Origin of the sequence: Pseudomonas sp. AF03-9 (assembly GCF_020515815.1) — a bacterium.
In the GTDB taxonomy this organism is placed as follows: domain Bacteria; phylum Pseudomonadota; class Gammaproteobacteria; order Pseudomonadales; family Pseudomonadaceae; genus Aquipseudomonas.
Genome location: NZ_JAHPJF010000003.1, coordinates 224,856 through 246,736, shown reverse-complemented (window position 1 = coordinate 246,736; position 21,881 = coordinate 224,856). Strand labels below are relative to the sequence as shown.

16 protein-coding genes are annotated in these 21,881 nt (G+C 52.6%); all 16 read right to left on the bottom strand.

Going from position 1 to position 21,881, the window contains the following annotated elements:
- Positions 1-55: 55 nt before the first annotated feature.
- The 16 genes from LIY36_RS08120 to gyrA all read right to left on the bottom strand — a co-directional run bounded on the left by LIY36_RS08120 (position 56) and on the right by gyrA (position 21,687).
- On the bottom strand, positions 56-970 hold the full coding sequence (locus tag LIY36_RS08120) for a glycosyltransferase family A protein (RefSeq protein ID WP_226455366.1): 915 nt from the start codon (positions 968-970) through the stop codon (positions 56-58).
- A gap of 7 nt (positions 971-977) precedes the next feature.
- Positions 978-2,240 carry an O-antigen translocase gene (locus tag LIY36_RS08115; protein ID WP_226455365.1) on the bottom strand — a complete coding sequence of 421 codons (1,263 nt, stop codon included), beginning with the start codon at positions 2,238-2,240 and terminating at the stop codon, positions 978-980.
- Positions 2,237-3,367: a DegT/DnrJ/EryC1/StrS family aminotransferase gene (locus LIY36_RS08110; RefSeq protein ID WP_226455364.1), complete on the bottom strand. Its 1,131-nt coding sequence runs from the start codon at positions 3,365-3,367 to the stop codon at positions 2,237-2,239. Before LIY36_RS08110 ends, LIY36_RS08115 begins: the two co-directional genes overlap by 4 nt.
- 92 nt (positions 3,368-3,459) lie before the next feature.
- A complete protein-coding gene (locus LIY36_RS08105) occupies positions 3,460-3,864 on the bottom strand; it encodes a sugar 3,4-ketoisomerase (RefSeq protein WP_226455363.1) in 405 nt (134 codons plus the stop codon).
- A gap of 47 nt (positions 3,865-3,911) precedes the next feature.
- The gene (locus LIY36_RS08100; RefSeq protein WP_226455362.1) at positions 3,912-4,937 is read right to left on the bottom strand and encodes an NAD-dependent epimerase/dehydratase family protein; all 1,026 of its coding nucleotides are present in this window, start codon (positions 4,935-4,937) and stop codon (positions 3,912-3,914) included.
- Positions 4,938-4,994: 57 nt separating this feature from the next.
- Positions 4,995-6,272, bottom strand: a complete 1,278-nt coding sequence (tviB, locus tag LIY36_RS08095; RefSeq protein WP_226455361.1) for a Vi polysaccharide biosynthesis UDP-N-acetylglucosamine C-6 dehydrogenase TviB — start codon at positions 6,270-6,272, stop codon at positions 4,995-4,997.
- Between the two features lie 1,161 nt (positions 6,273-7,433).
- On the bottom strand, positions 7,434-8,714 hold the full coding sequence (locus tag LIY36_RS08090; RefSeq protein WP_226455360.1) for a GNVR domain-containing protein: 1,281 nt from the start codon (positions 8,712-8,714) through the stop codon (positions 7,434-7,436).
- Between the two features lie 530 nt (positions 8,715-9,244).
- Positions 9,245-9,541: an integration host factor subunit beta gene (gene ihfB, locus LIY36_RS08080; protein ID WP_192298691.1), complete on the bottom strand. Its 297-nt coding sequence runs from the start codon at positions 9,539-9,541 to the stop codon at positions 9,245-9,247.
- Positions 9,542-9,775: 234 nt separating this feature from the next.
- The gene (locus tag LIY36_RS08075) at positions 9,776-10,438 is read right to left on the bottom strand and encodes an acetyltransferase (RefSeq protein WP_226455359.1); all 663 of its coding nucleotides are present in this window, start codon (positions 10,436-10,438) and stop codon (positions 9,776-9,778) included.
- A gap of 316 nt (positions 10,439-10,754) precedes the next feature.
- On the bottom strand, positions 10,755-12,443 hold the full coding sequence (gene rpsA, locus LIY36_RS08070; protein WP_192298689.1) for a 30S ribosomal protein S1: 1,689 nt from the start codon (positions 12,441-12,443) through the stop codon (positions 10,755-10,757).
- A gap of 120 nt (positions 12,444-12,563) precedes the next feature.
- Entirely contained in the window at positions 12,564-13,253 is a 690-nt protein-coding gene (gene cmk, locus LIY36_RS08065; RefSeq protein WP_192298688.1) for a (d)CMP kinase, read from the bottom strand.
- Positions 13,250-15,460 carry a bifunctional prephenate dehydrogenase/3-phosphoshikimate 1-carboxyvinyltransferase gene (locus LIY36_RS08060; protein WP_226455441.1) on the bottom strand — a complete coding sequence of 737 codons (2,211 nt, stop codon included), beginning with the start codon at positions 15,458-15,460 and terminating at the stop codon, positions 13,250-13,252. The genes cmk and LIY36_RS08060 overlap by 4 nt, the downstream gene beginning before the upstream one ends.
- Before the next feature lie 28 nt (positions 15,461-15,488).
- On the bottom strand, positions 15,489-16,601 hold the full coding sequence (hisC, locus tag LIY36_RS08055) for a histidinol-phosphate transaminase (protein ID WP_192298687.1): 1,113 nt from the start codon (positions 16,599-16,601) through the stop codon (positions 15,489-15,491).
- Positions 16,602-16,610: 9 nt separating this feature from the next.
- Positions 16,611-17,705, bottom strand: a complete 1,095-nt coding sequence (gene pheA / locus LIY36_RS08050; protein WP_003172650.1) for a prephenate dehydratase — start codon at positions 17,703-17,705, stop codon at positions 16,611-16,613.
- On the bottom strand, positions 17,705-18,790 hold the full coding sequence (gene serC, locus LIY36_RS08045) for a 3-phosphoserine/phosphohydroxythreonine transaminase (RefSeq protein WP_226455358.1): 1,086 nt from the start codon (positions 18,788-18,790) through the stop codon (positions 17,705-17,707). The genes pheA and serC overlap by 1 nt, the downstream gene beginning before the upstream one ends.
- Before the next feature lie 242 nt (positions 18,791-19,032).
- A complete protein-coding gene (gene gyrA / locus LIY36_RS08040; protein WP_226455357.1) occupies positions 19,033-21,687 on the bottom strand; it encodes a DNA gyrase subunit A in 2,655 nt (884 codons plus the stop codon).
- Positions 21,688-21,881: the final 194 nt, after the last annotated feature.

The following is a 21,881-nucleotide window of genomic DNA, read 5'->3' as shown; positions in this document are numbered from 1 at the left end:
ACCGTCTAGAGAAACGCAAATACTTTGACGAAACCAACATACCACTATTGAACCTTTACGCAATAAATCTAGCGCAAATCTTGCGACATAGCAGCTCAATCATAGCAGGTAGTGCACTCAGAACATATTTCGGTTTTGAAGCAGCAAGCATCGCACGTATTGCGCTAAAATCTCGAACTTTAATTGCGGACAATATATAGGAAGCAAGTACACGAGAAATCGCTTTGACCTTTATCGACTCCGGTGCTAAAGATGCAATAACAGCCGAAACCATAGAATATTGTCTTCTTATATTTTTATAACTATTAGAACTATGCTGCCGATATCCAACCACGCAAAACTCAGGAGCGAAAAAGAAGTCAGTGTTCAGTAGAGGATATTTCAATAACATTTTTACAAACGTAGGATAGTCATCCAGCACCAAGTTCGAATCCCACCCACCAATCGCTCTTAAAGCCTCGGTCCTAAAAACTGTCGATTGCAAAAGCAATGGAGAAGGGTAATTCAAAAATAAACTGCGCGCGATAGACTCAGGTGGCAACCTGAAAAATACATCCTGAGCGCGCCCATAGACGGGAAGTTTTTTTTCCGGCGCATCATCATAAAATGCATATCCACCGCCCACGATAAATTTTGCATCTGGATTATTGATTAATTCTCTGACGCTTTTACTAATACCCTCGGCATTAGGTAAATCGTCAGATGCAACCAAGTAGAAAAACTCTGTAACCGCTGCATCGAGCCCTAGGTTCAACGACGATACAAGTCCAGAATTTTTCTTACAGACAAGCTCAATTGAGTGATCATTCAAACGCTCCATATACTCTTTAACTACACCCACAGTTCCGTCTGTGGACCCATCATCAACAACCAATATCTTCCGCCCTGGAATATCTACAGATCTAGCCGCGTCCAAACAGTCAACTATATAATTTTCATGATTGTAAGAAGGAATCAAAAGAGTAATCATTACAAACTCAATCTAATTTATTTAATGACTTAAGTTTATGGGACATACAAACTCCCATCACAACCCAATAAGCAGCATAGTTAAGCGCATAGGCGATCGTCACGCCCTGCAGGTCAAACTGTTGAGTAAAAACCCAAGCCAGCAGCACAAAAGAGCACGAAAAAACAACTTCCGTAATCATAAAGAGCTTAAACATTGCTTTACCCAGCATTAAATAGGCCAGGACCCAACTGCCGATTTTCAATACATCGCCCAGCATTTGCCAAGCAAACAAATCGATCATGGGCAAGAACTCAGGGGTGAATAATAGACTTACAATTAGCTCGCGAAGTAAGTATATGATTAACGCTCCTGCTGCAGCCACAGGTAAAATTATCTTATAGCCCTTGATTATCTCGGCACGAATCTGATCGGAATTCTTAAGCTCTGAGAACCGCGGCAAATAATATACGCTCAGGGTCGTGGTAATCAGCATCAAATAAGCCGCACTTAATCTGGTCAGCGCCTCCCAATAACCTGCAGCCTCCCAACCGAAACTTTGCCCAATGTGATTGCGAACCAGAATTTGGCTAAGAGGAACACATGCTACCGAGGTCAATGACATCGCCGTATACTTAGCCAAATCACGCGCAACCCCCGAGTCAATTCGACCTAAAAAGTATTTAAACTTAAACCAAGGCGCGCGATAGGAAAGCCACAACGTAACAAAAAAACTCAACGACTGATAAACAGCCAACGCTACCAGAGCGCCATATAATCCCCAGGCAATTGCCATGCAACTGGTCACTGCTAACGCGAACAAGCTTCCGGCTATATTCGATATGACGTAGCGACCTATCTCCTTCTTACCATTTAAAACGGCAAGCAACAAAGCATTCAAAACGAATAGTACTAATGTTATCGCGAACCAAACAAAGACACTACCGAGAGCACGATCATTTAAAAAAAACAGCGCCAATTCTTTATTAAATACGACAACAGCAACACCAGTAATGACCGAACTCAGCAAAGAAATACTTCCCGCAGTCCTCCACACTGTATGCTGCTTAACCTCATCCTCGAAATGCTCAGCAGTGTACTTAGTCACACCAGCATTAATCGCACCACTTGCAAACGCGGTAATCATTTGCACCGCGTTTTGGAATTGTCCGAGGGCCGCATACCCAACCGGCCCGACGTAAATCGCAAGAATCTTATTGATACCCAACAATGTGAGCATACGAACCGCAACTGCTATTCCGTTGAGCAAGCTAGTTTTGAGAAACGTCATTCTATCGTAGCGCCAATATAGCTATTACACGCAAGGATAACTAACTTAATATCGTCCATACCCATGTTTGGCGAGATTGGCAAACTAATAACCTCAGCATGAATATCCTCAGTAACCTCAAAGTTTAGGTCGGACCATTCTGCATAGGCTTGTTGCTTATGAGGAGGGATAGGATAGTGTATCAATGTCTCTACATTGTTGGAGCGCAAATGCTCTTGAAAGGCCTTCCGATCCTTGCAACGAATAACGAACAAATGCCAAACGTGCCCCGAGTAATTTTCAACATCAACCGCGTCCGAAAAAGGCAACTGCAGTAATTCATTCTTTATCCCTGCCATATAAGCAGCCGCTACGCTTCGACGATTATTGGTATCACGATCCAAATACCTAAGCTTCACGCGCAGCATTGCTGCTTGCAATTCATCCAGGCGGCTATTAACGCCTTTGAATAGGTTGTTGTATTTTACTTTTGACCCATAATTCCCTAAGGCACGGATCGTCTCTGCTAGGTCTTCATCATCGGTAGTTACCGCGCCCGCATCACCTAACGCGCCAAGATTTTTTCCGGGATAAAAGCTGAAGGCTGAAGCATCTCCCCAACTTCCAGCTTTTTTACCATCGACACTCGCGCCATGAGATTGCGCGGAGTCTTCCAGTACTAAAAGATTATGTTTTTTTGCTATCGCCATTACAGCGCCCATGTCACAAATACGGCCATACAAATGAACCGGAAGTATCAACTTTGTGCGACTAGTTAGAGCCTGCTCCACATTTTTGGGGCATATATTAAATGTTTCGGGATCGGGCTCAACCAAAACAGGAACTAAATTATTCTCAGTGATCGATAAAATACTAGCAATGTAAGTGTTCGCAGGCACGATAACTTCGTCACCATCCTTCAAGCGCCCCATCACTTTCCATGCTCTTATAGTCAGCGTCAACGCGTCCAAGCCGTTCGCAACGCCGACACAATGCTCTACACCACAATAATTAGAAAACTCGGACTCAAATGCACTGACTTCCGCTCCAGAAATATACCATCCAGAGTCGATCACTCGAGTGCACGCACTTATCAACTCGTCGCGATATGCAGAATTAATACCTTTTAAATCGAGAAAGCCTACCATTTGAATAATCCAATTAATTTCCTGAAGAAACTTGCACGACTGTCAACCACCGAACAAGCCTTTAATATAAAATACGTATAAAAAATTATATGTTATTTTTTACAAGCACCTTCCAAAAACTCATCATAATCTCGAATATAGTCTGCTTCGTCGTAGGCTGCACTCGCCAGAACCAAAAGTACGCACTGCTCACTAAAATCGTGCATTTCGCGCCACACCCCACCTTCGATGAGTATTCCCTTTGTCGCGCAATCGAGCCAGACATCTTCACGTGTGATGCCATTATCTAAAACCATGCGGCATTTGCCCACCAAGCATATTGCAACTTGTTTTAGGCTTCGGTGAGCATGAAAACCGCGACTGACGCCCTCAGCGGTCCGATAAATATAATAAACCCGCTTTATTTCGAAAGGAACGATCTTACCTTGCTCAATAGAAACAAGACTGCCTCGTTCATCACCTAACGTTTGAAAATCTATCCATTTTACAAGACTCATCACGCCCCTCCCATCACAGCCATATATATCAGTGAATCATGAAGTCATTAGTTTAAAAACTTAACATACCAAGGCATCGCCTTCTCCACTCCTCCGTCTATAGAGTAAGTAGGGGCATACCCCAGCTTAGTTTTTATTTTACTTATGTCTGCTTGCGAGTGCCTGACATCACCATCACGAAACTCCCGATATACCGGATCTTTTGTATAAACCACTCCATTCAAATTCAATTCATTTTTCATCGCAACAAACAAACTATTGAGCGTTGTACGACCACCGACAGCAACGTTGTAAATCTGATTTCTTGCGTCATGATCTTCGGTAGTTGCCGCGAGTATATTTGCCTGAATAGTATTCTCGATAAAACAAAAATCCCTGCTTGTCTCTCCATCGCCATTGATGAATATAGTTTCATCCTTGATCATGGATGCGGCCCACTTTGGAATAACTGCCGCATAGGCACCATCAGGATCTTGCCGTTTGCCAAACACATTAAAGTAACGAAGACCTATACTATTAAAGTTATAGCAGCGTGCAAACACATCGGCGTACAACTCGTTCACGTATTTTGTAACAGCATAAGGGGATAGCGGATTTCCGATAACGTCCTCTACTTTTGGTAACCCGGGATGATCACCATAAGTCGAACTGCTTGCAGCATAGGTGAAGCTATTGACACCTGCATCACGCGCAGCAAGCAGCATGTTAAGGAAACCGTCAATATTGGTCTGATTAGTGCTGATGGGGTCGTTCAGAGATCTTGGAACCGAACCTAATGCGGCTTGATGAAGCACATAATCGACAGCGTGACATGCTTCACGGCAACAATTTAAATCTCTAATATCGCCTTCAATAAACTTCAAACGCATCCATTGCTCATCACTTACAGACCGTTGGACTTCTTTTAGATTTCGATGATGACCCGTAGAGAAGTTATCCAGCCCAATAACGTGCTGATTGAGCTTAAGCAACGTTTCAAGAACATTTGAACCTATAAAGCCCGCGACACCAGTAATGAGCCAGGTCTTCGGCGCACGGATAAGTGATTCCAGTACATTTTCATAACGAGTCATTGGTTGCGCTCCTAAAATTTTATACCGACCCTAGTAAGTCAAGCCTTCCTTGCTTGATTACAATCGTATATCGGATTGGGCTCGATCTAAAAGATATTTCAAGTCGTATAGAATATGTTTCGCCTTTCCTAAAGAGCGAATACGTTCTGCGCCCATTGCTCGAAACTCGTTGTGCGCTACTGCTAGTACTATTGCATCATAACTATCAGTCACCGGAACCGCTATTGGAATAATGGAATATTCATGCTGAGCCTCTGACGGATTTACCCATGGGTCATACACATCCACTTCAATGTTGTACTCACCTAATTCACGCACAATATCCACTATTCGAGTATTGCGAAGATCGGGGCAATTCTCCTTGAAAGTCAAGCCCATGATGAGCACTTTTGCTCCATCAACGTGAATACGCTTTTTAAGCATAGCCTTTACTAATTGCGAAACTACATATGCACCCATACCGTCATTCAGACGGCGCCCAGCCAGAATAATTTCTGGGTGATAGCCTATCGACTGAGCTTTATGAGTCAAATAGTAAGGATCAACGCCAATACAATGTCCGCCTACCAGACCTGGACGGAAGGGTAAAAAATTCCACTTCGTTCCAGCAGCCTCTAGGACAGCTTCAGTATCTATCCCCATCTTGTTGAAAATAATAGCCAACTCGTTAATAAGTGCAATATTAAGGTCACGCTGCGTATTTTCAATCACTTTGGCAGCTTCGGCGACTTTTATGCTGCTTGCCTTATGAGTTCCTGCGGTAATAATTTGTCGATATAAAGCATCTACTATATCCGCCACTTCCGGAGTAGAACCTGATGTGACTTTTTTAATAGTCGTTACGCGATGTTCCTTATCGCCAGGATTGATGCGCTCTGGACTGTAACCGGCGAAGAAGTCGACGTTAAACTTCAACCCTGAGTATTTCTCTAGCACCGGAACGCAGTCTTCTTCGGTCGCGCCTGGATAAACAGTTGATTCATAAATAACCAAATCCCCCTGTTTAAGCACTCGTCCAATTGTTTCTGATGCCTTAATCAATGGCGTTAGATCAGGCTGATTATACTGATCAATCGGAGTTGGCACGGTGACAATAAAAACATTACATCCTTTCAGTACATCTGACTTAGCACTGAAGCTTAAATGCTTTGCTGCTTTTAACTCGTCGTCATTTACTTCTAATGTGCCATCACGCCCTTCATTCAGAGCATCAATTCGAGCTTGATTTATATCAAAGCCAATAACCGAACGATGCTTTCCAAACTCAACAGCCAATGGCAAACCGACGTACCCCAAGCCAACAACAGCGAGCTTTATATCTTCAAGTGACAGCATGTATTTATTCCGTGATAAATGTTTAAAATAATCGCTCTATGTTTTTTTCGTTGAAAAATCTCTTCAATATGAGCAACTCAATTAGAAAATCTCTCTGATCATCGATTAAAGGATTTTTCTGACATTGAATGCTCACATGATTGGGACCACTTTAGAGCATTCAAACACCACAACAGATCCCAAAACATTGATGCCGTGCCGTACACAAACCCAAATTTCAACACGCTACCGCCCCGGGATTTAAGCCCTCGATGCGGCGCTGAGTAACGAGGGCTCCCCTACCTCCGCGGTATGGGCATGCGAGCTCGTTGCCGACAGAAAAACACTCTGACCAATTCAACACATTGATTAGCAAAACCACCCGGCGCCATCCATCTGACGTCATGAAAATGGAATCACGATAAGCTGTTGTGCTATCCAATATGAGCATTTCCTTAACCATAGCGTATGTAGAAGAATCTCTAAAGCGACCTCGGTCGTTGAAATTTCGAATCACGCACAAGCCCGCCGCCCAAGGAGAAGGAGTAAAAGCAACTGCCAGCTCAACCCCTTGCATACATTTTAGTGAACCCTATGCAGGTCAACGAGGAGGCAAATCAAGAGCCCCCCCCCCCAACAAAAGCCATTTACTGGCGATCCATCCAGTAAGCATTTCGCTCCAAACGCAGGCACAACCCAGATATTTCACTTGCCCCGAAGGTTTTCATCGGCAAGTTCGCTCACCTCAGGCCTGCGCTTAACCCAATTCCAATGATTCGTACTGACAGCATGATGGCTATTGGACACGACCCTTAACCGTTCATTCCAATAAATCATTAACTAACATCAATTTCCTATGAGGTTATTGCATCAGCTATCGATATGAGGATTTTTCTGACAGGGATGCAGACCCGAACCGGTGCATCACCAAAACATATCCAAAAAATGGCCGGCCACTCACCCGCCAACCTAGACCTGTGATATTAAGCGAATGATCCAGTGCTGCAAACTCAATTCAACCAACGGCACCGCTTCGGAAATAGTGGTGAACGGTGACCAGGTCAGCCACAATGATGAATGATGGCATATAGCCAATAGCCACACCTTCTACGCTACCGACTTCAAAAGACCTGACAAGGCTGCTATCGCATCCCCCTCAGGTATTCAGAGCATCAACATGACTTAGCTTGATTGTCGCTTTCTGAGAAAAAGAAATTCGCGCAGTGCTGCAAAGACAACACCAAATATTAAGCCCAACATAAGCCCTAGGACAATTATTAGTGCTTTTTTGGGTTTTATGGGGTTTAGGGGTTCTATTGCTTGCTTATCGATAGTGACCAGTTTGATTCTGGACATATCGATATTTAAATTCTGCAAGCGAACAGCTTCTGCGCGCATAGGGGCTACTCCGCTCAAGAATAGCTCCTCATTTTTCCGCTGATTCAAAACATCTATCTGCCGATTTGACTGCAGCAGTTGAAGCTCCTTAGCGATAAGCGAGACTCTTTTTTCCGAGAAATCATCTGACTTACGCTGCAATAACGCAGTGCGCTCTGCCTCCAAAGCCTCAACCCCCATAAAATAAAGAGGTATTTGTTGATTATTGATTTCTGTACGCATGATATTGGTGGAACTATCATGAATGGCATCACCAAAAGAAGATGGCGTTGCAGGCTTTCGGATGCCAAGTGATTTTGCGATCACAATAGCTTCGTTCAACTGCGCCACTCTTTCCATACGGTTGGTTTTTAACTGGACTCTAAGCGCACTGAGCTCGTCCTGCAATTGAGCACGCTTTACGAGGTCAGACTCTACAAGCAAAGCAATTTTGGCTTGTTTCTCTGTCTCATAATTGGCGCGAGCTGCATCCAACTTTCCGTTTAGCTCTGCCATCCTATTTTTGACGATAACTTCAAGATCAGAACCGATTTGTTCACGCTCATTTGAGATTGCATAATCAATGAGGCCATTCAATATCGCTACACCGTCTATATCCTTCGGATAAGTCATTTCAAGTTTAATATAGGCACTCAACGAATCTGCTTTCTTAGTATCTGGCAATATTAGCTTGATCGAGTTACGATTAAACTCTTCGAAACTTTGCTCTAGCGTTCGACCGGGCTGCACAAAATTCTTGAATAAATTCGGGTTAGCACGAAAAAAACCTAAACGAATATCGTAAGATTCAAGGGCCGCACCAACTTTATTCAAAGCCTCAGAAGGTGGGAGTTTATAGATTTCTGAACGATTCAAAGCGTCCAGTTCATTAATTGCTGAAGGTCGGAGAACACTCGTAACCTGAAACTCGGGAGTGGCTACAAAAGCGTATAGAACCGCTATCGCAGTCGAGAGCGCTGAAACCAGCAAAATCAGCTTCTTTTGCCGCCATATGGATCGGAAAAATGCTGCAAATTGAATGTCTTCAGCCGGGGAAATCTGCGGGGTGCGAAAGCTACTACTCACAACAAAAACCTGCCTTCAAGAATGAAACTGCGGGCTCGTTATGCAGGCATTTTGTAGCTCTTTAGCGTGTCATCTCGGCTATAACTCCCACCTAGCTGTTAAAGCCCACAAAAAGCCTGTTCTCGAGAACAATTAGCATTTTGACATCTAACGACAACAATACAAGTCTTGACAAGGCTGTAGGAGAATTCCTTCAAGCGAATTGCTCAATAGTCCTGTAGCAGAATCAACCACCTCGCCCAGCGAATGGGGTCGCTCTGTGCTCAGCCCCAGCGACAACTTCAATCTCGGCGACGACTCGCCTTCAGAACCACAGCAATCGCTGGCCCGACGATCATTCCCACGATTAGAAAGAGGATCATGAAGGCAGAAACCGCCAAGCCAGGCGTACGCCACCCCAGAAATGACAATGTAACGCTTTGCTGGTTCTCCAAGACAAACGTCGCCACTGCCAGCACGAGCGACAATACAATCAGAACCTTGAAAACGCGTGCAAATGCACCCGACGACCTCCTCGGCAGCAGACTCACTCAGAGACCCTCGTCTTCATCTTCATTCACGCGATCCCGCAGCTCTTTGCCCGGCTTGAAGTGAGGCACAAACTTCCCGTCCAGGCTAACAGATTGCCCGGTTTTTGGGTTACGACCCACACGAGGTGCCCGATAATGAAGTGAAAAGCTACCAAAACCTCGAATTTCAATACGGTCACCAGTAGCCAAGCATTGCGACATTTGTTCAAGCATAGTCTTGATAGCCAGCTCTACATCCTTGGATGAAAGTAGCCCTTGATGGGTGACAATTCGTTCGATCAACTCCGACTTCGTCATATTTTTCCCTTCTTTTTCAAGCAGCTAGATCAGCGCTCCAAAGGTTTTAGCACGACTTGATGCTTTTGAAAAGCCCGTCCTCCGACTTCAGTTGGCATACCGACAAAAAATCGCGCAGCACCGCTACTGGAAAATTTCTACCCTCACTCCAAGGCACCCAAGCTCACCCCTGCCTGATTACCCCACGAAATATATGGAGGCAATCAGTTACGTCGAACTCAGGCACAACTCGCCTCACAAGTACTTTTCGCCTCGCCCTCTGGACCTGATAGTTTTTGCCGGCGAACCGTATGCAACGGTGTAAGGAGGTACATCCTCCAACACCATCGATTGGCCACCAACGACTGCGCATTCGCCTATGCTAATACCATGACGTAAGCTTGCGCCGATCCCCACAGCTGCGAGCCTACCCACCCGGCAGCCGCCCCCCGTGCTGACACCGGGTGCCAGACTGGAAAAATCCTGCATTGTAGAATCGTGATCCAAAGATGCTTTTGTATTAACAATACAAAAATTACCTATTTCGCAGCTCGGATTTACAATCCCTCCCGCCATTATTACCGTACCCACGCCTATAGAAACATCACGCCCAATAATTGCGCTGGGATGTATGGCATTGACAAACATTAAGCTAGGGCACAATCCTGCAACTCTAGTTGCCACATCCTCCCTTACGGCATTATCTCCTATAGCAATAACTATTCCCTTGATACTGTGCTGTGCGACGAGCGTCGGGAGGTCCGATTCACACCCAAGAACCTGGTAGCCAAGCGTTTCAGCACCGGGCGCTCTAAAATCGTCTACGAAGCCAAGAATTGCATAGCGCGCCTGTTTTTCGACAATATCGATAATGACTTTGGCGTGACCGGACGACCCCAAAATTACAATCTTTTCCATACTCAACTCCTAAACTGACCGACTACCGAGGGAGTGCTACGACAGCCTCGCGATTCGATTCAATACCACCAGACAATATCACCACTACTTATTACAAGTACTTATCACAATAACTATCAGCTAATTATTTTGCGCGTTTCTATACACTCAACCTCGACCAGCTTCCAAAAGTTTAACGTCTCTGCAACTTACAAGTGCGGCCATTACTAAATGAGCATCATAGCCAGAATACATTCATTCTGATTTGGCGATCCAACGAATTTCAGGCACAAAAAAGGGCGACCGAAGTCGCCCTTTTTCTAAAGCCTTACAGAACTTAGTTCTGCTTAGCCATTGCTTGACGCAACAGAGCAGCCATAGTGGTGTCAGCTGCTGCTTCGCCTTCCGGAGCCGATTTCAGGCTCTGGATTGCTTCTTTCTCTTCAGCATCGTCTTTCGACTTGATGGAGAGCTGAATTACACGGCTCTTGCGATCAACGCTGATGATCTTGGCTTCTACTTCCTGGCCTTCTTTCAGAACGTTGCGCGCGTCTTCAACGCGGTCACGGCTGATTTCGGAGGCTTTCAGAGTTGCTTCGATATCGTCGGCCAGAGTGATGATGGCGCCTTTAGCGTCAACTTCCTTCACGATGCCTTTAACGATTGCGCCTTTGTCGTTGTCCTGAACGTATTCAGAGAACGGGTCGCTTTCCAGCTGCTTGATACCCAGGGAGATACGCTCGCGCTCTGGGTCAACCGACAGGATAACGGTGTCCAGCTCGTCGCCCTTCTTGAAACGACGAACAGCTTCTTCGCCAACTTCGTTCCAGGAGATGTCGGACAGGTGAACCAGGCCGTCGATGCCGCCGTCCAGACCAATGAAGATACCGAAATCGGTGATCGACTTGATGGTGCCGGAGATTTTATCGCCCTTGTTGAACTGGCCAGAGAAATCTTCCCATGGGTTAGATTTGCACTGCTTGATGCCCAGGGAGATACGACGACGCTCTTCGTCGATGTCCAGAACCATAACTTCCACTTCGTCGCCGACTTGTACGACTTTCGAAGGGTGGATGTTCTTGTTGGTCCAGTCCATTTCGGAAACGTGTACCAGGCCTTCAACGCCTTCTTCCAGCTCAGCGAAGCAGCCGTAGTCGGTCAGGTTGGTAACACGCGCGGTTACGCGAGTGCTTTCTGGGTAACGGGCTTTGATAGCAACCCATGGATCTTCACCCAGTTGCTTCAGGCCCAGGGAAACACGGTTGCGTTCGCGATCGTATTTCAGAACCTTCACATCGATCTCGTCGCCAACGTTGACGATTTCAGATGGATGCTTGATGCGCTTCCAAGCCATGTCGGTAATGTGCAGCAGGCCATCGACGCCACCCAGATCGACGAATGCGCCGTAATCGGTGAGGTTCTTGACGATACCTTTGACTTGTTGGCCTTCCTGCAGGGATTCCAGCAGAGCTTCACGCTCGGCGGAGTTCTCTGCTTCCAGGACGCTGCGACGGGAAACGACAACGTTGTTGCGCTTCTGATCGAGCTTGATGACCTTGAATTCGAGTTCCTTGCCTTCCAGGTGCGTGGTGTCGCGCACTGGACGAACGTCGACCAAAGAACCTGGCAGGAACGCACGGATGCCGTTAACGTCGACAGTGAAGCCGCCTTTAACCTTACCGTTGATAACGCCCTTGACCACTTCTTCAGCTGCGAAGGCTGCTTCGAGAACAATCCAGCATTCAGCGCGCTTGGCTTTTTCACGGGACAGCTTGGTTTCACCGAAACCGTCTTCAACCGAGTCCAGAGCAACGTGAACTTCGTCACCGACATTGATAGTCAGGTCACCAGCATCGTTGTAGAACTGTTCCAGCGGGATCAGAGCTTCAGACTTCAGACCAGCGTGAACGGTTACCCAGCGAGCTTGGTAATCGATATCAACGATAACACCGGTGATGATGGAGCCAGCCTGAAGGTTCAGGGTTTTTAGGCTTTCTTCAAAGAGTTCCGCAAAGCTTTCGCTCATTTTAATTCCTGTTGATAAGGGCGAAGAATACGCCCATCTCCACACCCCAGACGGTGTGGGTCAATTTCAGTTAAAAGAAGCCACCGCAGGACTATGACTGGTCCCCCGCGGCCTTCTTGATCACCCGGCAATATCGCGAATGGCGATTTCACTCAAGATGCGTTCCAGCACCTGCTCGATGGACAACTCCGTGGAATCCAGCTGTATGGCGTCAGCCGCCGGCTTGAGCGGGGCTACCGCACGCTGGGTGTCACGCTCATCGCGTGCACGGATCTCATCTAGCAGACTCGACAGACTAACACCATCGACTTTGCCCTTCAACTGCAAGTAGCGCCGGCGAGCCCGCTCCTCGGCGCTGGCGGTCAGGAAAATCTTCAGGGGCGCCTCGGGAAACACCACCGTCCCCATGTCACGACCATCGGCAACCAGGCCCGGCGGCTCTTGAAATGCCCGCTGGCGCTGCAGCAACGCATCACGCACGGCCGGCAGCGCGGCGATCTGGGAGGCCCACGAGCCGACTTGCTCGTTGCGCAAATCATCGGTCACATCATCCCCTTCCAGAATGATGCGCTGCGGATGACCTTCCGTCGCCCCGACGAACTGCACATCAAGATGCGCCGCCAGCAGTTTCAAGGATTCTTCGTTGGTCAGATCGACGCCATGGTTGCGCGCAGCAAATGCCAGCAGGCGGTAAAGCGCGCCGGAATCCAGCAGGCACCAGCCCAGGCGCTTGGCCAGGATGCCGGCGATTGTGCCTTTGCCCGAGCCGCTTGGCCCGTCGATGGTAATCACCGGTGCTTTGATATTCACAATTGAGCCTCTTGGGCAACACGGATGCCGACTTGGGCACACAGTGTAAGAAAGTTCGGAAAAGACGTAGCAACATTGGCACAGTCACGAATACGAATCGGCGCCGCCGCCCGTAGGGAGGCCACGCTGAACGCCATTGCAATCCGGTGATCGCCATGGGCATGGACTTCACCACCACCCAGCAACCCACCGTCAATAATAATCCCATCTGAGGTCGGTTCACACTTGACCCCCAGCACCCGCAGACCATCGGCCATCACCTGGATACGATCGGACTCCTTCACGCGCAGCTCTTCAGCCCCGCACAACACCGTTCGCCCCTCAGCGCAAGCCGCCGCGACAAACAGTACTGGAAACTCATCGATCGCCAACGGCACCAGCGCCTGGGGAATGTCGATACCCTTCAGCACCGCTGCGCGCACACGCAGATCAGCGACAGGCTCGCCGCCCACTTCACGGGGATTTTCCAGGGTGATGTCCGCCCCCATCAGCCGCAGGATGTCGATTACCCCAGTGCGCGTCGGATTGATACCGACATGTTCCAGCACCAGCTCGGAACCCTCGGCAATCGTGGCGGCCACCAGGAAAAACGCCGAAGAGGAAATATCCCCTGGCACTTCAATACGGGTAGCGACCAGCGCACGCCCGGATTCAACCGACGCCGTAGCCCCCTCCACCACCACCGGGTAGCCAAAACCTCGCAACATGCGCTCAGTATGGTCGCGGGTCGGCGCAGGCTCGGTCACTGCGGTCTTGCCTTCGGCATACAGCCCAGCCAGCAACAGGCAGGACTTGACCTGGGCACTGGCCATCGGCAGCGCGTAACTCAAGCCCTTCAACACCTGCCCGCCACGAATGGTCAACGGCGGACGCCCCTCAGGCCCAGTCTCGATCACCGCGCCCATTTTTCGCAGCGGCTCTGCCACGCGGCTCATCGGGCGCCTGGACAGTGACGCATCCCCCGTCAACACGCTGTCGAAACGCTGCGCGACCAACAAGCCGGACAGCAAGCGCATGGACGTACCGGAGTTCCCCAGATAGATCGGCCCCGGCGCAGGCTTCAAGCCATGCAAGCCCACGCCGTGAATTGTCACGCGCCCATGGTGCGGCCCCTCGATCACCACGCCCATATCGCGAAACGCCTGCAAGGTCGCCAGGGCGTCTTCACCTTCGAGGAAACCTTCAACCTCGGTCACGCCATCTGCCAACGAGCCCAGCATGATCGAGCGATGAGAGATCGACTTGTCACCCGGCATGCGAATACGCCCGCTCAAGCGCCCACCCGGGTTGGCGACGAAGGTCAGCTCATCGGTGCTCACAGCGGTTTCGACGTAAGCCCGGCGCTCCAGAATCTTGCCGAAGTGCTCACGTGCCACCCGCGCACGGGTGAATACGCCCAGCAACTGATGACCATCCCCTGCATCGACCGCGTCCCGCAGGGCGTCGAGATCACTGCGGAAGGTATCCAGCGTGCGCAACACCGCTTCGCGGTTGGCGAGGAAGATGTCGTGCCACATCACCGGGTCGCTGCCGGCAATCCGCGTAAAGTCGCGAAAGCCACCGGCGGCGTAACGGAAAATCTCGAGGTTTTCGTTGCGCTTGGCCAGGGAATCCACCAAGCCAAATGCCAACAGATGCGGCAAGTGGCTGGTCGCCGCGAGCACTTCGTCATGACGCTCGACCTGCATATGCTCGACATCCGCCCCCAACGCGCGCCACAGACCATCCACTACGGCCAGCGCAGCCGGATCGGTTTGCGCCAATGGCGTCAGGATCACTTTATGGCGGCGGAACAGCTGCGCATTGGACGCCTCCACCCCACTCTGCTCGGAACCGGCAATCGGATGCCCAGGCACGAACCGCGCAGGCATGCCGCCAAAGGCCAGTTGCGCCGCGCGCACCACATTGCCCTTGGCGCTGCCGACATCCGTCAGAATCGCCTGCCCCAGATCCATCCCCGCCAGCAGAGCCAGCAACTTCTCCATCGCCAGGATCGGCACGGCAAGCTGGATCACATCAGCGCCCTGGCACGCGAGCGCCAGGTCAGCCTCACAGCGATCCACCACCCCCAACTCAACCGCCAACTTGCGCGACTGCGGGTCCAGGTCCACACCGACCACTTCGCCACACAGCCCACTTTCACGCAGGCCCTTGGCAAAGGAGCCGCCGATCAAACCCAGGCCGACCACCACCAGGCGACCGATCATAGGCACGACAGGTTGCAATGCAGTGACATCAACCACGAGCCAGAACCTTGGCCAGCGCCTCCAGGAAGCGGGCATTTTCAGCCGGCAAACCAATGGTGATACGCAAGTGGTTCGGCATGCCGTAATTGGCCACCGGGCGCACGATCACACCCTCGCGCAGCAGCCCCTGGAACACCGGGGCCGCCACCTGGCCGAGGTCGACACAGATGAAGTTGCCCTTGGACGGAATCCAGCCCAGGCCCAACTCACGGAAGCCTTCCTGCAATTGCAGCATGCCGCTTTGGTTGATACGACGACCTTCTTCCAGGTACTCGGTATCCTTCACCGCCGCACAAGCTGCCGCCAGGGCGAAGCTGTTGACGTTGAACGGCTGGCGAACACGGTTCAGCACATCGGCGACGACTGCGGTGGACAGGCCGTAACCGACCCGCAACGACGCCAGGCCATAGGCCTTGGAGAACGTGCGCGATACCAGCAGGTTCGGGTAGGCCGCAAGGAAGTCCAGGCCGTCCGGCAGGTCACTGCCCTCGGCGTACTCGATGTAGGCTTCGTCCAGCACGACGAGCACATGCTCCGGTACGTCCTGCAGGAAATCGTCCAACGCCTGCGCATCGAACCAGGTCCCGGTCGGGTTGTTCGGGTTGGCGATAAACACCACGCGGGTCTGTGCATCGATGGCCGCCAGCATCGCTGGCAGATCGTGGCCCCAGTCCTTCGCAGGAATCACCCGCGCATCCGCACCAACCGCCTGGGTAACGATAGGGTAGACGGCGAACGCATGCTCGCTGAACACCGCATTGAGGCCCGGCGCCAGGTAAGCACGGCCGACCAGCTCAAGGATGTCGTTGGAACCGTTGCCCAGAGTCACCTGGTTCAGCTCGACCCGGCACTTCTCTGCCAACAGCGACTTGAGGGCAAAACCGTTGCCATCGGGATAACGGGTCAGCTCGGCCAACTCTTCACGAATCGCCGCCAACACCTTGGGGCTCGGGCCCAGCGGGTTCTCGTTGCTGGCCAGCTTGACGATCTTTGCCGGGTCCAGGTTCAACTCACGCGCCAACTCGTCCACAGGCTTGCCCGGAACGTAAGGCGACAGTTGCTGCACGCCCGGCTGCGCCAGGGCGAGAAAGTTGCCACTCATGTTAACGCCTCACAAAACCGCTTTCGGGTAAGAGCCCAGCACCTTGAGCGCCACGGCTTCCTGGCTGATCTTCTCCAGCACGCCCTTGACCAGCGGGTCGCGGTGATGGCCGATGAAGTCGATAAAGAACACGTAGGTCCATTTACCACTGCGCGAAGGACGGGTCTCGATGCGCGTCAGGTCAATCCCGTTGTCGTGGAACGGCACCAGCAGTTCATGCAGCGCGCCGGGCTTGTTGCTCATGGAAACGATGATCGAGGTCTTGTCGTCGCCAGTCGGCGGCACTTCCTGGCTGCCAATCATCAGGAAACGCGTGGAGTTATCCGGGCGATCCTCGATTTTCTCGGCCAGGCGCGTCAGGCCGTACAGGCCCGCAGCCATATCACCGGCAATCGCCGCCGAGTTCCACTCCCCCTTGACCCGCTTGGCCGCTTCGGCGTTGCTGGACACCGCCACGCGCTCGACATTCGGGTAGTGCGCATCCAGCCACTTGCGGCACTGGGCCAGGGACTGGGCGTGGGAATAGATACGGCTGATGCTGTCGGTCTTGGTGTTCTCACCCACCAGCAAGTGGTGGTGGATACGCAGTTCGACTTCACCGCAGATCACCATGTCGTGCTCAAGGAAGCTGTCCAGGGTGTGGTTGACCGCGCCCTCGGTGGAGTTTTCCACCGGGACCACGCCAAAGTTCACCGCCCCCGCCGCCACTTCGCGGAACACTTCATCGATCGCCGCCATCGGCTTGCTGATCACGGCGTGGCCAAAGTGCTTCATGGCTGCCGCCTGGGTGAAGGTGCCTTCAGGGCCGAGGTAAGCCACTTTCAGCGGCTGCTCCAGAGCCAGGCACGAAGACATGATTTCGCGGAACAACCGCGCCATCTCTTCGTTGCCCAGCGGGCCTTTATTGCGTTCCATCACGCGCTTGAGCACCTGGGCCTCACGCTCGGGACGATAGAACACCGGCACCTCGCCTTCAGCCAGGGACGCCATCTTCACCCGTGCCACTTCCTGGGCGCAGCGCGCACGCTCACTGATCAGCTCCAGGACTTTCTCGTCCAGGCTGTCAATGCGCACGCGCAGAGCCTTGAGTTCTTGCTCAGACATTAGCCGTGTTCCTTTTCGAACTCTGCCATGTAGGCAACCAGCGCGTTGATCGCATGGATGTCGACGGCGTTGTAGATGGAGGCGCGCATGCCGCCGACCGAACGGTGACCCTTGAGGTTCAGCAGGCCACGCGCGTCGGCACCGGCCAGGAACGGCTTGTCCAGGCGATCATCAGCCAGACGGAACGGCACGTTCATCCACGAGCGGTCAGTGCGGTTGATCGGGTTGCTGTACAGGCCGCTGGCGTCGATGAAGTCGTACAGGGTGCGCTGCTTCTCTTCGTTCAGCTTGCCCATGGCAGCCACACCGCCCTGCTCTTTGAGCCACTCGAACACCAGGCCGGACAGATACCAGGCGAAAGCCGGCGGAGTGTTGTACATCGAGCCGTTATCGGCCGCGACCTTGTAGTTGAGCATGGTCGGGCACAGCGAACGGGCGCGACCCAGCAGGTCTTCGCGGACGATATTGACCAGGATGCCGCTCGGGCCGATGTTCTTTTGCGCACCGGCGTAGATCATGCCGTATTTGGACACATCGATCGGGCGCGAAAGAATGTCAGAAGACATGTCACACACCAGCGGAACGTCGCCCACTTCCGGTACCCAGTCGAACTCCAGACCACCGATGGTTTCGTTCGCGACGTAGTGCACGTAGGCCGCATCCTTCGACAGCTTCCATTCGTTCTGACCTGGAATCGCGAAGTAATCGTAGGGCTTGGCAGTGCCCGCCACATTCACGTGACCGTAACGGGAGGCCTCTTCAATGGCCTTCTGCCCCCAGATACCGGTGTCGATATAGTCGGCAGTGCCGTCTTCCGGCAGCAGGTTCAGCGGGATCTGGGCGAACTGCTGGCTGGCGCCACCTTGCAGGAACAGCACTTTGTAATTGGATGGGATGTCCAGCAAGTCGCGCAGGTCCTGCTCGGCCTTGTTGGCAATGGATACGAACTCATCGCTGCGATGGCTCATTTCCATCACAGAGAGGCCTTTTCCATGCCAGTCGAGGAGTTCACCCTGCGCACGCTGCAGGACTGCTTCAGGAAGCGCCGCGGGACCGGCACAGAAGTTATAGGCTCTCTTGCTCACATCCAATCTCACTCTGATCTGGTGGGGCTGCAATCATGTTCGGCAACAACCTTTCTCTGGAGCGAATCCCGTGGGAGCTGGCTTGCCTGCGATAAGGGCACCTCGGTATCGCAGTGATACCGCGGCGCTGCCATCGCAGGCAAGCCAGCTCCCACATTGACCGCATCCAGCCAAAGGATGTGTTATTTCACAAGGGACAAACAACAAGGGGGCGAATCTTCATCCGCCCCCTGTGTGTCCGCTTATTCCTGCGGTTCTTCTTCGCCTGCGGCAGCGTCGAGGGTTGGCTCGTCAACGTTGTCATCGCCTGCTGCGATCACCTCGCCGTCAAACTCTTCACCTTCCAGCTCCTCGCCTTCGACTTCCGATGGCTCCTGGACACGCTCCAGGCCCACCAGGGTTTCGTCGCTGGCCAGCTTGATCAGCGTCACGCCCTGGGTGTTACGGCCCAGGCTCGACACTTCGGCCACACGAGTACGCACCAGGGTGCCCTGGTCGGAAATCAGCATGATTTCCTCGCCATCGAGCACCTGGACCGCACCGACCAGACGGCCGTTGCGGTCGTTGCTGACCATGGCGATCACGCCCTGGCCGCCACGCTTGTACTCCGGGAACTCGCTGATGGCGGTCCGCTTGCCATAACCACGCGCCGAAGCGGTGAGGATCTGGCTGCCTTCTTCAGGGATCAGCATCGAAATCAGCTTCTGCCCTTCCGGCAGGCGCATGCCGCGCACACCGCGGGCGGTACGGCCCATGGCACGCACGTCGGATTCCTTGAAGCGCGTTACCTTGCCGCCGTCGGAGAACAGCATGACCTCACGCTCGCCATCGGTGATGGCCGCAGAGATCAGTACGTCGCCTTCATCCAGCTCCAGGGCGATCAGGCCCACGCTGCGTTGACGGCTGAAGGACTCCAGCGGGGTCTTCTTCACGGTGCCTTTGGCGGTCGCCATGAAGATGAAGTGACCTTCGGTATATTCCTCCACCGGCAGCATGGTGGTGATGTATTCATCACTGTCCAGCGGCAGCAGGTTGACCAGCGGACGGCCACGGGCGGCACGGGAGGCTTCCGGGATTTCGTAGGTTTTCAGCCAGTACACCTTGCCCTTGCTGGAGAACAGCAGCAGCGTGGTGTGACTGTTGGCGACCAGCAGGTGAGCGATGTAGTCCTCATCCTTCACGCCGGTAGCCGATTTACCTTTACCACCACGACGCTGGGCCTGGTACGCAGCCAAAGGCTGGGTCTTGGCGTAGCCACCGTGGGAAATGGTCACGACGCGCTCTTCTTCCGGGATCATGTCACCCAGGGTCAGGTCGAGGCGTGCATCGAGAATCTCGGTGCGGCGCACGTCGCCGTATTCGGCGCGGATCACTTCCAGTTCTTCGCGGATCACTTCCATCAGGCGCACAGCGCTGCTGAGGATGCGGATCAACTCGCCGATCTGGTTGAGGATCTCCTGGTACTCGGCCAGCAGCTTCTCGTGCTCCAGGCCGGTCAGGCGGTGCAGGCGCAGTTCCAGGATGGCCTGGGCCTGTTCCGGCGACAGGAAGTACTTGCCTTCGCGCAGGCCGTATTGCGGGTCCAGGGTTTCCGGACGGCACGAGTCGGCACCGGCACGCTCAACCATCGCCACCACGGCGCTGGATTCCCAAGGCGTGCTGATCAGCGCTTCCTTGGCTTCCGACGGGGTTGGCGAGGCCTTGATCAGAGCGATCACCGGGTCGATGTTCGACAGCGCAACCGCCTGGCCTTCCAGGATGTGGCCGCGTTCGCGGGCCTTGCGCAGTTCGAATACGGTACGGCGGGTCACCACTTCACGACGGTGACGGACGAAGGCTTCCAGCAGATCCTTGAGGTTCAGGATGCGCGGGCGGCCATCGATCAGTGCAACCACGTTGATGCCGAACACGCTTTGCAGCTGGGTCTGGGCGTAGAGGTTGTTGAGGATCACCTCAGGCACTTCGCCACGACGCAGCTCGATCACCACGCGCATACCGTCTTTGTCGGACTCGTCGCGCAGCTCGGTGATGCCTTCGAGCTTCTTCTCTTTGACCAGCTCGGCGATCTTCTCGATCAGACGCGCCTTGTTCAGCTGGTACGGCAGTTCGGTGATGACGATCTGCTGGCGACCACCGACCTTGTCGATGTCTTCGATCATCGAGCGGGCGCGCATGTAAATGCGGCCGCGGCCGGTGCGGTAGGCTTCGATGATGCCAGCGCGACCATTGATGATCGCGGCAGTCGGGAAGTCCGGACCGGGGATGTATTGCATCAGCTCGTCGACAGTCAGCTCGGGGTTGTCGATGAGGGCCAGGCAACCGTCGATGACTTCACCGAGGTTGTGCGGCGGGATGTTGGTCGCCATGCCCACGGCGATACCACTGGAACCGTTGACCAGCAGGTTGGGAATCTTGGTTGGCATGACAGCCGGGATCATTTCGGTGCCGTCGTAGTTCGGCACCCAGTCCACGGTTTCTTTATGCAGGTCGGCCAGCAGCTCGTGCGCCAGCTTGGTCATGCGCACTTCGGTGTATCGCATGGCCGCGGCGTTGTCGCCGTCGACCGAACCGAAGTTGCCCTGACCGTCTACCAGCAGGTAACGCAGGGAAAACGGCTGGGCCATCCGAACGATGGTGTCGTACACCGCAGTGTCGCCGTGAGGGTGATACTTACCGATCACGTCACCGACAACACGGGCAGATTTCTTGTACGGCTTGTTCCAGTCGTTACCCAGCTCGCTCATCGCGAACAGCACACGCCGGTGCACGGGCTTCAAGCCATCGCGCGCATCAGGCAGTGCCCGACCGACAATTACGCTCATCGCGTAGTCGAGGTAGGACTGTTTCAGCTCGTCTTCGATATTGACCGGGAGGATTTCTTTGGCCAGTTCGCCCATGAGAAGCCTGATTCCTTTTTCGGGTGAAACCTCGTCACATCCATATGGGACGAACGAAGCTCGCCGCTGCCGGCACGGTGCCTGACAACGACTTACGACAAATCAACGAGTTATGACACGGATCTGCACGTTATAGGCCACCCCTCGGGGCGGCCTTGGAAACCGCCGGATGTTATCACAATCGCCGCCACGCA

Coding starts and splice junctions, on each gene's coding strand:
- LIY36_RS08120 (WP_226455366.1), bottom strand. CDS start 970: ATGATTACTCTTTTGATTCCTTCTTACAATCATGAAAATTATATAGTT.
- LIY36_RS08115 (WP_226455365.1), bottom strand. CDS start 2,240: ATGACGTTTCTCAAAACTAGCTTGCTCAACGGAATAGCAGTTGCGGTT.
- LIY36_RS08110 (WP_226455364.1), bottom strand. CDS start 3,367: ATGGTAGGCTTTCTCGATTTAAAAGGTATTAATTCTGCATATCGCGAC.
- LIY36_RS08105 (WP_226455363.1), bottom strand. CDS start 3,864: ATGAGTCTTGTAAAATGGATAGATTTTCAAACGTTAGGTGATGAACGA.
- LIY36_RS08100 (WP_226455362.1), bottom strand. CDS start 4,937: ATGACTCGTTATGAAAATGTACTGGAATCACTTATCCGTGCGCCGAAG.
- tviB (WP_226455361.1), bottom strand. CDS start 6,272: ATGCTGTCACTTGAAGATATAAAGCTCGCTGTTGTTGGCTTGGGGTAC.
- ihfB (WP_192298691.1), bottom strand. CDS start 9,541: ATGACGAAGTCGGAGTTGATCGAACGAATTGTCACCCATCAAGGGCTA.
- LIY36_RS08075 (WP_226455359.1), bottom strand. CDS start 10,438: ATGGAAAAGATTGTAATTTTGGGGTCGTCCGGTCACGCCAAAGTCATT.
- rpsA (WP_192298689.1), bottom strand. CDS start 12,443: ATGAGCGAAAGCTTTGCGGAACTCTTTGAAGAAAGCCTAAAAACCCTG.
- LIY36_RS08060 (WP_226455441.1), bottom strand. CDS start 15,460: ATGATCGGTCGCCTGGTGGTGGTCGGCCTGGGTTTGATCGGCGGCTCC.
- hisC (WP_192298687.1), bottom strand. CDS start 16,601: ATGAGTGGCAACTTTCTCGCCCTGGCGCAGCCGGGCGTGCAGCAACTG.
- pheA (WP_003172650.1), bottom strand. CDS start 17,705: ATGTCTGAGCAAGAACTCAAGGCTCTGCGCGTGCGCATTGACAGCCTG.
- gyrA (WP_226455357.1), bottom strand. CDS start 21,687: ATGGGCGAACTGGCCAAAGAAATCCTCCCGGTCAATATCGAAGACGAG.